The sequence below is a fragment of the Veillonella atypica genome, from assembly GCF_041431435.1.
Taxonomy (GTDB): domain Bacteria; phylum Bacillota; class Negativicutes; order Veillonellales; family Veillonellaceae; genus Veillonella; species Veillonella atypica.
This window is the reverse complement of sequence record NZ_JAPVXV010000001.1, coordinates 20,613-33,977: the sequence shown is the minus strand read 5'-3', so window position 1 is coordinate 33,977 and position 13,365 is coordinate 20,613. Positions and strand designations below refer to the sequence as shown.

General features: G+C 38.6%; 13 protein-coding genes. All 13 read right to left on the bottom strand.

What is annotated here, in order from left to right; all coding sequences use genetic code 11:
- Window positions 1-178: 178 nt before the first annotated feature.
- The 13 genes from O3598_RS00135 to ftsL all read right to left on the bottom strand — a co-directional run bounded on the left by O3598_RS00135 (window position 179) and on the right by ftsL (window position 13,358).
- Window positions 179-751, bottom strand: coding sequence for a putative outer membrane beta-barrel protein (locus O3598_RS00135; protein ID WP_005376108.1), 573 nt, complete (start codon window positions 749-751; stop codon window positions 179-181).
- A gap of 81 nt (window positions 752-832) precedes the next feature.
- Window positions 833-1,876 (bottom strand): cell division protein FtsZ, encoded by a 1,044-nt coding sequence (gene ftsZ, locus O3598_RS00130; RefSeq protein WP_005376299.1) that lies wholly within the window; start codon window positions 1,874-1,876, stop codon window positions 833-835.
- A 146-nt stretch (window positions 1,877-2,022) separates the two neighbouring features.
- The gene (locus tag O3598_RS00125) at window positions 2,023-2,367 is read right to left on the bottom strand and encodes a small basic family protein (RefSeq protein WP_005376145.1); all 345 of its coding nucleotides are present in this window, start codon (window positions 2,365-2,367) and stop codon (window positions 2,023-2,025) included.
- Window positions 2,364-3,044 (bottom strand): DUF881 domain-containing protein, encoded by a 681-nt coding sequence (locus O3598_RS00120; RefSeq protein WP_005379199.1) that lies wholly within the window; start codon window positions 3,042-3,044, stop codon window positions 2,364-2,366. Before O3598_RS00120 ends, O3598_RS00125 begins: the two co-directional genes overlap by 4 nt.
- Before the next feature lie 29 nt (window positions 3,045-3,073).
- Window positions 3,074-4,042 carry a cell division protein FtsQ/DivIB gene (locus O3598_RS00115; protein ID WP_009661136.1) on the bottom strand — a complete coding sequence of 323 codons (969 nt, stop codon included), beginning with the start codon at window positions 4,040-4,042 and terminating at the stop codon, window positions 3,074-3,076.
- Window positions 4,043-4,069: 27 nt separating this feature from the next.
- Window positions 4,070-5,002 carry a D-alanine--D-alanine ligase gene (locus O3598_RS00110; RefSeq protein WP_371451349.1) on the bottom strand — a complete coding sequence of 311 codons (933 nt, stop codon included), beginning with the start codon at window positions 5,000-5,002 and terminating at the stop codon, window positions 4,070-4,072.
- On the bottom strand, window positions 4,999-6,381 hold the full coding sequence (murC, locus tag O3598_RS00105; protein ID WP_205096992.1) for a UDP-N-acetylmuramate--L-alanine ligase: 1,383 nt from the start codon (window positions 6,379-6,381) through the stop codon (window positions 4,999-5,001). Before murC ends, O3598_RS00110 begins: the two co-directional genes overlap by 4 nt.
- 15 nt (window positions 6,382-6,396) lie before the next feature.
- Window positions 6,397-7,506, bottom strand: a complete 1,110-nt coding sequence (gene murG / locus O3598_RS00100; RefSeq protein WP_371451347.1) for an undecaprenyldiphospho-muramoylpentapeptide beta-N-acetylglucosaminyltransferase — start codon at window positions 7,504-7,506, stop codon at window positions 6,397-6,399.
- A 4-nt stretch (window positions 7,507-7,510) separates the two neighbouring features.
- Window positions 7,511-8,875, bottom strand: coding sequence for a UDP-N-acetylmuramoyl-L-alanine--D-glutamate ligase (murD, locus tag O3598_RS00095; RefSeq protein ID WP_371451345.1), 1,365 nt, complete (start codon window positions 8,873-8,875; stop codon window positions 7,511-7,513).
- A 126-nt stretch (window positions 8,876-9,001) separates the two neighbouring features.
- Window positions 9,002-9,988, bottom strand: a complete 987-nt coding sequence (gene mraY / locus O3598_RS00090) for a phospho-N-acetylmuramoyl-pentapeptide-transferase (RefSeq protein WP_316604797.1) — start codon at window positions 9,986-9,988, stop codon at window positions 9,002-9,004.
- A 62-nt stretch (window positions 9,989-10,050) separates the two neighbouring features.
- A complete protein-coding gene (locus O3598_RS00085) occupies window positions 10,051-11,409 on the bottom strand; it encodes a UDP-N-acetylmuramoyl-tripeptide--D-alanyl-D-alanine ligase (protein WP_287528291.1) in 1,359 nt (452 codons plus the stop codon).
- A 1-nt stretch (window position 11,410) separates the two neighbouring features.
- Window positions 11,411-12,895 carry a UDP-N-acetylmuramoyl-L-alanyl-D-glutamate--2,6-diaminopimelate ligase gene (locus O3598_RS00080; RefSeq protein ID WP_287523900.1) on the bottom strand — a complete coding sequence of 495 codons (1,485 nt, stop codon included), beginning with the start codon at window positions 12,893-12,895 and terminating at the stop codon, window positions 11,411-11,413.
- A gap of 58 nt (window positions 12,896-12,953) precedes the next feature.
- A complete protein-coding gene (gene ftsL, locus O3598_RS00075; protein ID WP_005376277.1) occupies window positions 12,954-13,358 on the bottom strand; it encodes a cell division protein FtsL in 405 nt (134 codons plus the stop codon).
- Window positions 13,359-13,365 lie beyond the last annotated feature (7 nt).

Here is a 13,365-nt window from a genome sequence, read left to right as displayed (position 1 = left end):
AATGCGGCTTGAACACCTACATTATACTTAAGCAAGGTGATTTTTTGTATAACTTTCGTTGCCGCACCCGCATAGCGGGTGGTTTTATGATTCGCGACTACGTCGCGAACCAGTCTAAAGACAATAATACAAAAAACCACCCATCAAAGATGAGTGGTTTCAATTGCATATATGACGATTAGAATGTATAACCTACACCAGCATGTAAGCCTTTGGAAGTCTTGTCATTATCGTTTACGCTATATTTGTCATAACCATAATAAACATTCAAATCAATGTTAGGTTTAACTTCATATTGAGCACCTACTTGATAGGATTGTTTAATATCGTTGCCCCAACCAGCTTTAGCAAAGCCGTTAACTTTGTCAGTCAAAGGCACGTGACCAATTACACCAGCTTGAACACCTAACTCAGTGTCATGTGTACGGATAGCTGTACCAGCACCGTAAATATTTACATTTGGATGTACTTTGTAAACATAAGCCAATTGGTGATCTTTAATATCGCCATTTTTAGCATTTACTTTGTTATAAGAGTATTGAAGAGCAGATTTATTGCTTAAATCATGTTCTAAAGATACACCAAAGCCATCATTGTTAGTGCCACCGCTATTAGATACGCGTTGATTGAACGCATAATCAGCTTGAATTTTTGTGGAATTATCACTGATTTTAGTTACAGGCACGGATGCAGCGAATGCACTGCCAGTAATCACTGTTGCAGCTAAAGATAATAATACTAATTTTTTCATTTGTACCTCCTATACACACATAAATATGTGTCTTAATAAGTTACTTTTATTCTAATATTGTATAAGTATATATCTTAAATATTAGCGTTTCATGAATACAGGGATATCAGGGATGCTGCTTGTAGGAGCAGATGTGTTTGTTGCTGGACGTGCAGCAGTTGTTGTTTTACCGAATTCTGGAACATTCTTAGTACTGGAGTTAAAACCAGTTGCAACAACTGTAACTTGAACGCTATCGCCCAAGCTTTCATCAATAACAGAACCGAAGATGATATTGGCATCAGGATCTGCTGCATCAGAAATAATTTCAGCTGCTTCGTTAATTTCGAACAAGCTCAAGTTTGCACTACCGGAAATATTAAGCAAGATGCCTTTAGCACCATCGATGGAAGTTTCCAACAATGGGCTGTTGATAGCCATCTTAGCAGCGTCTGCAGCGCGGTTTTCACCAGTAGCTAAACCAATACCCATCAAAGCTTCGCCTTGTTCAGTCATGATAGTCTTAACGTCTGCAAAGTCAAGGTTGATTAAACCAGGGATTTGGATCAAATCGGAAATGCCTTTGATACCTTGGCGAAGAACATCATCAGCTTTACCAAATGCATCAGACAAGGAGCATTTTTTATCTACAACTTGTAACAATTTGTCATTAGGAATAACGATAATTGTATCAACTTTTTGAGTCAAGAATTCAATGCCTTTTTCTGCTGCAGCACGACGACGTTTACCTTCAAATGCAAAAGGTTTTGTTACAACGCCTACAGTCAATGCGCCTACTTCTTTAGCGCATTCAGCAACTACAGGAGCAGCACCAGTACCTGTACCACCACCCATACCAGCAGTTACGAATACCATATCAGCACCTTCAAGAGCTTTAATGATATCTTCGCGACTTTCTTGAGCAGCTGCTTCACCGATTTGTGGATTAGCACCAGCACCAAGACCTTTAGTAACTTTTTCACCGATTTGAATAGTTACATCAGCCTTGGACAATTCAAGTACTTGGCTTTCAGTGTTAACGGATAAGAATTGAACCCCATTTAGTTCACTTTCAACCATGCGGTTAACAGCGTTATTACCGCCACCACCGACACCGATAACTTTAATATTTGCAAAATCAGACATCGAACTTCCTCCTCTTATCGTTATCTATTTCTGTCAATATAAATACGAATACATCTATTTATATACTGAGTTAATTATAACAATTACATTTATTTTACACTAAAATTTAAAAACTTTCCACTACAACTATAATCGAATCTTGATAATTAGAAACGTTTAGTCATAATATTCTTTCGAATAGCAGCTAAATTAATAAAAACTCGTAACCCAAAACCAATCAAGGCAACGTAGTATAAATTAATCCCAATTAAATCGCCAATATATACTAATACAACAGCAAGTATTACATTTGAGAAGAATCCACTGATAAAATTACTTAAATCAAATAGTCTCTCTAATGCGGCACGACTGCCACCAAATACCGCATCTAATGCAGCTAGCACAGCTACAGAAGTATAATTAGCATAGCTTGCTGGAATATGTAATGGTGTAAACCATCCTACAACAACACCTACTATGAGTCCAATGATAGCAAAGATATAAATATTCATTCTTTACCTCCTAACTCATTTGATTGTAAATGCTCTTCTCTATAAGAACCGGTAAATGCCGGAATGGCAATGGATGGCTCCTCTTTTATGGTCACCTTAATGCCCCAATGTTTTAAAGAGTCTACAATACCTCCACGCATAGTGAGGGCTGAATTCAATGTTTTAGGATCCCCTATGGCCTTAACTGTAAATGGAGCGCCATACACCTTACCATTCACGGTAATCGTAGGACCTGAACAACGGATTTCAGATGTACCAATCAAACGTTGATCATTGATTGCCAATGCTTCAGCACCACCAGCTCGTAATTCATTGACGATACGTAAAATATCTTCATCATGAATTACATATAGGTTAGGATTTTCGCCCCCTTGAATTGGTTTAGCACTATCCTCTATTAGAACGGTCACCCCAGGTCCTTTGACATTAGTCAATGCGGCTTTGCGAAGTAATGTTTCATCTGCACTGGAACCGGAACCACTGGCTTTTAATTGCTCAATTTGCTTTAGTAAAGCATCCTTTTCATGTTCTGCATCTTTTAACTGAGCCACCAAATCACCAGTTCGTTGTAGCCGTATATTCTCTTGAATATTATCTTGTGTCATCTTGTACTGAGTAATCACCATGAATCCCAATACAAAGCTGACAAGACCAATAGCCCATCGTTCATGTTTCACAACATCATCCACCCTTTTTGTGCTTATAACTAATCTTGTTTTGATTTTGATACATTAGCACTTTGTTTTGATGTATCCTTTTTCTCAGATTGGCTAGTGTCTGACTTAGATTTATTAGATTTTGGTTGCACCGTTACCTTATCGGTTTTAATGAAAGGAGATGACGGATTAACATCTATATATTGAACATTACCTTGACTCTTAGGTAAATCTTTTAGCATAGACGCTGTTAAATCGGCTTTGCTTTTCAAATCTTCGCCATCGCCTAGTCGAATCTGTATACCTGATACGGTATACGCCATCATATTATTAGGATCACCAATATTAATTTCTGCAATTTGCTTAAATGTATCATCATCTAAGGCACGCAGATAATCAAGAGCCTGTACAATCGGCTTATCGGTAACCATATCACCTAGCAGTATATTACCACCCTTAACACCAGAAATCATAGGCACCGTCGTGTCTTCAATGACACTATCAGATGCAATCACTTGCCCATTCTTATCCAAGGTTAAATATCCAAATTGAGCTGGTATCACAGCAATAGCCTTACGCTCGACTACACGGACCACCATTGTTAACGGCAATTCGTAACCAATTTGAGCGTCTTCAATACGAAGATCCTTTGATAATCGGTGTCGCAAGTTTTCTCTATTGATACGAAGTACATTGACTGGTTCCCCAATATCACCAGCAACCTCTACATCCTGTACAGTAACCTTATCAGATCCAATAACTTTAATAGAACCAAGCGGAATAGGTAGATTAAATAAGCCTAGCAACACTATGGCTACAACACCACCTATTTTTAGAAATTTCTTTCTAACCTCCGCTTTCTCTTGTTTACGTTTACGAGCTAATTCACGCTCACTGTTATGTATTGAATCTCCATCATCCTTGTGGATTGGCTCAGTCTCAGGATGAAGAAAGTCGGGTCTATGATGCTCCGTATCTATCTGATTTGAGTTGGGTGGATGTTGCTTAAAATCATCCATAACTACTCTCCTTACATACTACAGCATTTAAAACTTCCCATAACCTGCTGTTAATAAGATTTTTTCACATAATTCAGGAAAATCTATGCCCACCTCTTTAGCAGCCTTTGGCACCAAAGAAGTAGCCGTCATACCTGGAATCGTATTGTATTCCAATACATACATATTATCTTTATCATCAGTCATAACATCAACGCGAATAGCCCCACTCGCTTGTACTTCACGATACACAAGTTCGCCAATAGCTTGCATTTCTTTTGTCATATCTGCACTGATTGGAGCCGGTACTAAATAATCAGTAGCACCTGCTGTATATTTACTAGCGTAATCATATTCACCAGAATGTGGTCTAATTTCAATGATAGCCAATGCCTTACCATCCAATACAGAAACGGTAAATTCACGACCATTTAAATATTGTTCCACCACAAGAATTGGGTCATAGGTAAGCGCCTCTGTAACAGCTTTAGCCAATTGACCTTCTTCTTTTACAATGGTAACGCCAATACTTGAACCTTGTGTTGCTGGTTTCAATACAACCGGCAAGGAAAATTTAGATTCAATATCTTTAATGATATCTTCTTTCGACTGTAGATTGCCATTGTAGGAAATAGATTCCGCCGTAGGAATGTGAGCGCCTTTGAACACATCTTTACTTACTTTTTTATTCATTCCTACAGAATGTGCCATGATACCGGATCCAGTATATGGAATTTCAGCCATCTCTAATGCACCTTGCAAGGCACCATCTTCACCATAACGTCCATGAATCGCATTAAATACAACATCGCCCTTAAGGTTTTCAATGTCTTGTAATACAGTACGAGGATTTAGTTCTAATGTGGAAACGTGATACCCCTTGCTAATCAAAGCCTCTGCGATGGCTGCGCCAGTTCTACGAGAGACTTCAGCCTCAGCAGATGGACCACCCATTAATACGATGATATGTTTATCTTTCATTGTAAACCTTCTTCCAATAACGCTAATAACTTTGGACCATATTGATTAATCGAACCTGCCCCCATAGTAATAACCAAATCATTTGGTCGTACCACCTTCGCAAGGACTGCTGGCAAATCATTTACATCTTCCACATAATTTACATGTTGATGCGTTACTTCACTAATAATATTCGGAATTGTATGACCATCAATGCCGCTAATTGGATCTTCTCCAGAGCTGTATATATCTGTCATATAAATTTCGTCTGCACTGGTGAAAGCCGTAGCAAACTCGTCTTTCAATAAGGATGTACGAGAATAGCGATGAGGTTGGAACACACAGATAACACGATGTTTTTCTAATTCCTTAGCGGCTTTTAAAGTTGCTTTGATTTCTGTTGGATGATGAGCATAATCATCGACTACCCATACACCAGCTACATGCCCCTTTGTTTCAAAACGACGTTTAGCACCGATAAATTTACCTAATGCTTTCACAATGGATGGCACCGGAACGTGACAACATTCGTGGGCCACAATAAAAGATGCTAAAGAATTTAGCACATTATGATTACCTGGTACACGTAAGGACACTCTGCCCAATGTTTCACCTTTACGAACTACATCGTAAACTAAAGAACTATCTTCATAGTGGATATTTTTTGCTACATAATCATTAGACTCTTCTAAACCATATGTGATAAATTGACGTTCCACTTTGCTCATAACATAACGAATGTTATCATTATCGCCGCAAACAACTGCTTTACCATCAACAGGTAATGTTTCAACGAATTGACAGAATGCATTCAATAGATTTTCCATCGTCTTATAATGATCCATATGATCATCTTCGATATTCGTAATAACAATCGTCTTAGGTCTTAATTTTAAGAATGAACCATCACTTTCATCGGCTTCAACAACAGAGTATTCACCCTTACCTAAACAACTACTCCCCTTGAGGTAATCAACTTCGCCACCGATAATAACAGTTGGTTCCATTTGTCCTTCTACGAGAATTTGACCAATCATAGATGTAGTTGATGTTTTACCATGAGCACCGGCTACGGCAATACCATTCGTAACATCCAATACGGCTTTTACAATGTCAGAGCGATGTAAAATAGTGATACCTTGTTCCTTTGCTGCTACGATTTCCGGATTATCTTCACGAATAGCTGTTGAACGAACTACAGCATCTACACCTTGTACATAATCAGCATTATGACCGATATGAACGGTAGCCCCCATTTGTCTAAAACGTTCAATTACATCAGATTCTTTAACATCAGAACCAGATACTTCATATCCTTTTTGAATTAAAATATTCGCAATAGCGCGCATACCAGATCCACCTATACCGATGAGATGAATCTTATGGATACCTTCTAACATAATTACTCTCCTTAACTATTTCGCAATAGATAACGCTAATTCAGCAATATCATGAGCTGCATTCGGTTTTCCTAAACGCAACGCACTAGCCCCCATTTGAGCCAACAATTCACGATTTGCCATAAACATTTCGATTTCACCAATTAAATCATGGCTCGTCAAAACCTTATCTACAATCATATGCGCAGCCCCATCTTGTACGAAAATGCGCGCATTATACGTTTGATGATCTTCTGCAGCATAAGGATATGGCACCAATATAGATGGAATACCACGTACTGCCAATTCAGCCAGTCCGATAGCACCAGATCTAAATACAGCCAAATCCGTAGCGGCTAGCGCCTTTGGCATATCATGTAAATATGGCAAAATCAACGATGATTCTCCCAAACCAGTACCATCGTCAATACCTAGTTGCTCTAATACAGCGTTATATTCCCCATTTCCTGTAATGTGTACCAACTTAATGCCCGGTTTACCTTGAAAATGTTTATGTACATCTATCATGGCCGTATTAATTGTACGTGCCCCACGAGAACCACCAGCGATGAGGACTGTAAAAATATCATCAGACAGTCCAAAAAATTGGCGGCCTTCTGCACGAGAATCTACAAGTACATCAGGGCGTACTGGATTACCCGTATATACGACACGTTTCGCCTTACCAAACGATTTGGCTGCTTCATTATAACCAACGGCGACTATATCAACAAAACGGCTCAAGATTTTATTCGTAATACCAGCAATAACATTTTGCTCTTGAATTAATGTAGGAATATTGCGTAATGCTGCAGCCATTAAAATAGGACCACATACATAACCACCTGTGCCAATAACAACATCTGGTTTAAAGTCTGAAATAATTAAATTGGCCTTTATAAGAGAAAATGCCGTTTTCCCCATTGTTACCAACGTACCTAGTGAAAGTTTTCGTTGCAGACCTTGTACAGGTAATGTAACAAAATCAATGTTCTCCTTCGGTACCAAATCAGCTTCTAAACCATGTTCTGTTCCCACATAGAGGACCTTAGCATCAGGTTGCTGTTTCATGATTTCCTTATATATCGTAATAGCCGGGTAAATATGACCACCCGTACCACCGCCAGAAATGATGATTCGTTTCACGCCCTTAGCCCCTTTCCTCTAATTCTCTAACACAGTTTTTAAAATCTTCGCCCCGCTCTTCAAAGCAACTATACCAATCAAAGCTGGAACATGCTGGTGAAAGCAATACAATATCTCCAGCTTTTGCTAATTGATAACCCAATGCAACAGCTTCTTTCATAGACTGTGCACGATGAATATGTTGAACCCCCATTTTTACAGCAACGGATTCAAATCGATCTGCTGCTTCCCCCATAAAAATGACCTCTTTAGTATGTGCTTTCACAATCTCCATAAAGTCTTCTAAAGGCGTCATCTTATCATGACCACCAGCCAATAAAATAACCGGTTTATCAAAGGCATCTAAAGCTTTTACTACAGAGTCTGTATTAGTAGCCTTAGAATCATTATAGAATGTAACATCATGGAATGTTGTAACCCGTTCCAATCTGTGTTCTACGCCATGAAACTGTTCAATGGTATGTTTAATATGCTCTACCTCTACACCTAAAGCATATGTTAAGGCAATTACAGCCAATATATTTTCAATATTGTGAGAGCCCTTAATGTGGATATGTTCTGTATCAATAACCGGAGTAGCTTTACCATCTAATACGGCATAGCATGTATTCCCTTCAAAATACGCACCGCTATCAACCTTATGATGTTGGCTAATGCTGAGAACCTTACCATGTGCATCTTTTTTCATCGCCCGAACAATAGAATCATCATCATTGAGGACAACAAAATTCTCAGGATTTTGATTCATAAAAATACGAGCCTTCGCAGCTGCATAGTTTTCCATCGTCTTATGACGTGCTAAATGATCAGGCGTTACATTTAATACAATAGCGCCTAATGGGCAAAAGGATTTAATCGTTTCTAATTGATAACTAGAGAGTTCAGCTACTAGATAACCACCTTCTGGCATATGATACGCGGCTTCACTTAGAGAGTCACCAATATTTCCGCCCACCTTGACAGGAAGACCAGTAGATTCCATAACTTGCGTTAATAGGGTGGTTGTAGTGGTTTTACCATTTGTGCCAGTAACACCTAAAATAGGAGATTTGCAAACATCATAAGCAAGCTCTACTTCACTTACTACATCAATCTTACGATGCAAAGCCTCTTGTACTATTGGAATGGATAAGGCAATGCCCGGAGAAATGATGATACGATCTACACCATCAAGCAAGTTATTATCTTGTCGCCCTGTAATGATAGTTACACCAGCTTCTTCCAATCGTTTACGCGTAGATGGTTCAAAATCTACTGGTTTATAATCATTTAAAACTACATTTGCATGTAACTGTGCCAATACCCATGCGGCACCAATTCCACTGGAACCAGCACCAAGAACAAGAATATTTTTCTCTCCATAATCCATTTATATCACCTAAATCACTAAGCACGAAAAATTTTTATCTCATCTTATAAGAATACCATTAAATGCCGTTCAAGTTAAGTATTTTCACGTACTTAACTATCAATTTGCAAAGATACGTTTCTTATATCAAATTGTTACAGTTGCAAGTATAACCCCTAAAATGGCTAGAACAGCACCACCGAACCAGAAGCGATTAACTACAGTTTGTTCAGACCAACCGGATAACTCAAAATGATGATGAATTGGACTCATCTTAAATACGCGCACGCCTCGTGTTTTAAAGGAAATGACTTGAATGATAACAGACAAGGCTTCCATTACGAAAATACCGCCAATCACTACGAGTAATAATTCTGTTTTAGTTAAAATAGCCATGCCTGCAAAGGCGCCGCCAAGAGCCAAGGAGCCTGTATCGCCCATAAATACCTTAGCTGGATTAATATTAAACACCAAGAATCCTAAACATACGGCAGTTACAATGGCGCCAAAGAAAGCTACACTTTCAGCAGCCACAGAACTTTCAGTGGAGTAAATCATCAAGCCGATTACAGAAAACGCAATCGCTGCTACAGCGGATGTACCGGATGCTAAACCATCGAGACCATCTGTAAGATTAACCGCATTAGTAGCGCCTACAATGATCAAGAAAGCTAAAATATAATAGGCAAAGCCCAATTGGATATGTGCAGCTACAACAGGAATCCATAATGTTGTAGGAATGACCATAATTTCAGTAATAAAGTAACAGAATATAGCCGCTAAAATAAATTGACCTAATAATTTTTGTTTTGCCGTTAAACCAAGATTACGTTTTTTAACAGCTTTTACAAAGTCATCAAAGAATCCGAGTAAACAATGCCCAAGTGTAAGGAATAACAACATACCTGTAGCCACATTCCATGGTGCAAAAATAGCCACACCAATCGTAAGAGCTACCATCATAAATGCACCACCCATAGTCGGTGTGCCAGCCTTAGCTTGATGGCTTTCAGGACCTTCCTCACGTATACTTTGTTGAGCATGCAATGATTTAAGCATAGGAATACCAATTTTGCCCAATACTAATGTAATTATAAATGTCACTACAAATGCTAATAGAATGTGGTAAATCATATTACTCCCCTATTCTCTAATAACGGCCAATACGGCTAGAAGAATCTAGCCGTTATAACCTTCTATTCACGTTCTTTTAATTCCTCTACAACACGTTCCATTCGAAGACCTCTGGAACCTTTTACCAAAATAACATCGCCTTTTTCACGAATATCATTGTAGGCATTGGCCATTTCGAGATGACTATTACAACGATGTACCTCTAAACCTGCTAATTTCGCTTCTTTAGCAATGAAATTTGCCGCCTCACCAAAGGTAAATACAACGCTATATCCTTCTTCGGCCAATAATCTGCCAACTTGTCGATGGCCTTCCTCCGTAAAATCACCTAGTTCAAGCATATCACCGAGCATAGCAATTTTACGTTTACCTTCTAATTGACCCAATGCTTTGATGGACTCACTCATAGAAGAAGGATTGGCATTATACGCATCATTGAGAATAACAATGTCTTCAAATGCCACAATTTCTTGACGCATAGGTGTGCCTGTAAAATCACTAAGACCTTTTTTAATCTTACTAGATTTAACGCCTAACACACGACCTGCAGCAATAGCAGCTAACGCATCATACACATTATGCTCACCAATCATAGGCAAAAATACGTCAAATACTTCGTCATAACATTTGCAGGTAAACTTAATGCCATCCTTTTTATAGCGTAAATGACTGCCAATTACCGTAGCATTGCTATGAATACCGTAAGTAACAGTTTTTCCTTTTGCAATGGAACTCATGGCCTTTACGAAATGATCATCTTCATTTAGAATGGCCACACTATCGGGGCCTAAACATCTAATCAATTCACCCTTTGCCTCAGCAATGGCTTCTTGAGAGCCCAACAATTCAATATGACTAGTTCCTACATTGGTAATGATGCCAATTGTCGGTTCTGCAATAAGGGCTAATTCTTCAATTTGACCTAATCCACGCATCCCCATTTCTACAACACAGGCTTCGTGTTCTGGTGAAAGTTGCAACAATGTTTTTGGTAAACCAATTTCATTATTAAAATTCTTTTCTGTTTTTAATACATTAAACTCAGTACTAAGAACCGCGGCTACCATTTCTTTTGTCGTCGTCTTACCTGATGAGCCAGTAATGGCTACTACAGGAATTTGATAGCGTCGTCTGTGAAAGTTCGCCAAGTCTTGGTATGCCTTTAGCGTGTTTTCCACTTCAACACAAATAATACCGTCTACACTGCGTCCCTTTTCAACGATTGCTGCTGTTGCCCCTTTTTCAATGGCCGTATTAATAAAATCATGACCATCAAATGTATCGCCTCGCAAGGCTACAAATACATATCCCGCCTCAATCGTACGCGTATCTGTAGATATATCTTTAAATTGTAAACTTACATCGCCCTTACATGTGCCACTAGTAGCATCAATTATTTCTTGTAATGTAAATTCTGCCATATTAGATCTCCTTAAGAGCTTTTCGAGCCTCTTCTCGGTCATCAAAATGAATTGTTTCATTTTTTAATATTTGATAATTTTCATGACCTTTACCAGCGATAATAACGATATCACCTGCTTTTGCATCATGAATTGCATGATTAATTGCTTCTCTACGATCCACAATTACCTCATAAGAAGTACCGTCGCGAAGTGCTTCTTTTACACCCACTTCAACATCCTTAACAATTTGTACAGGATCTTCAGTTCGTGGATTATCGGATGTTACATAAATCTTATCACCGTACTCTGCAGCAATACGACCCATAATTGGACGTTTTGTAGCATCGCGGTCGCCACCGCAGCCAAACACGATAATTATACGATTTTCTTTAATTGCCTTTGCAGTTTCTAAAATATTTTGCAAACCATCTGGTGTATGAGCATAATCGACAACAACGGCAAAATCTTGCCCTTCTTCAATTAATTCAAAACGTCCAGGAACGGAACTAAAGGTTTTTAACGCCGTATCAATCGCTTCCATGGAGATGCCTTCTTGTAGACAAGCTCCAATGGCAGCCAATGTATTATACACGTTAAATAAGCCTGTAGTATTCATCGATACAGGGTAGCTTTCTCCCTTATAATTCACAGTATACTGGCTATTCTTAGTAGACATATGAACATCTGATGCATTCAATGTGCCCTTGCCTAATGTACTGTATGTAATTGTTGGAGCTGTAGTTTTTTCCATAACACGATGACCATAGGAATCATCGATATTAATAACAGCACCTTTATTATCTTTTACTTGATTAGGCGCACTAACTTGTTCAAACAATTTACATTTAGCGGCCAAATAATTTTCAAATGTTTTATGGAAATCCAAGTGATCTTGCGTCAAATTCGTAAATACTGCCGTATCAAATTCAACACCGCTAACACGGCCGAGTGCCAATGCATGAGAAGATACTTCCATTACACAGTATTCCACGTTTTCTTGAACCATTTGATGTAAAATATGCTGTAAATCAACAACATCTGGTGTCGTATTATGAATTGGATAACTCGTATCACCAATCATAATATGGACAGTACCAATGACCCCCACCTTGTGACCTTGAGCCTTAAGAATATGGCGAATCATATGAGTCGTAGTCGTCTTACCATTTGTGCCTGTAACACCGACCATACGCATGCGATTAGCTGGATAATCAAAGAAGTATGGAACACACGCCATCATAGCTTGACGTGTATCAGAAACGGTGATAACACACACATCATCAGGTACAGTAACCGGTTTTGATACGATAACGGCAACAGCACCAGCAGCAACCGCTTTATCGATGTAATTGTGACCATCAACTGTAGCCCCATCAAGAGCGATGAACAAGCTATTTGGTTTTACTGCTCTAGAATCAGCTGTTATATCTTGAATAGATACATTTTGATCACCTTGTACTTGTTGTACATCTAACGTACTTATAATATCTTTTAAGGTTTTCATACTACATTCTCCTCTATATACGCAAATTAAAGCAGCCCATAAGAGCTGCTTTTGCCTGCTAATCTATAATTTGCTGTTTCGTTTGTACATTGCGTTCTGAAGTCGTACTTTTAGTGCTATACACAAAGGAATCAGGCAAAACCATCCCCAATTGTTCTTCCGCAATTTTTTGAATGCGTACTGGAGATTTTAAGGATGCCACCTCTACATCAAGGGTATCATTATCCTTTGCTAATTGTACTACAGTTTGTTGTGTTTTAACTACTTCATAACCTAATTTTGTAGTATATGCGTTCATAGCCATCATGATCATCAAAAAACCAACAAGGATTGCTATACCTTGAATGATTTGTCTCATCAATGGACTAATATCAAAAACAACACTAGCTCTCGCTTTTCTCGCTTGTACACCTAGCAACACATCACGTTTAACGTGGCCCACAACAGCCTTTCTCGCTAACATTAAAATA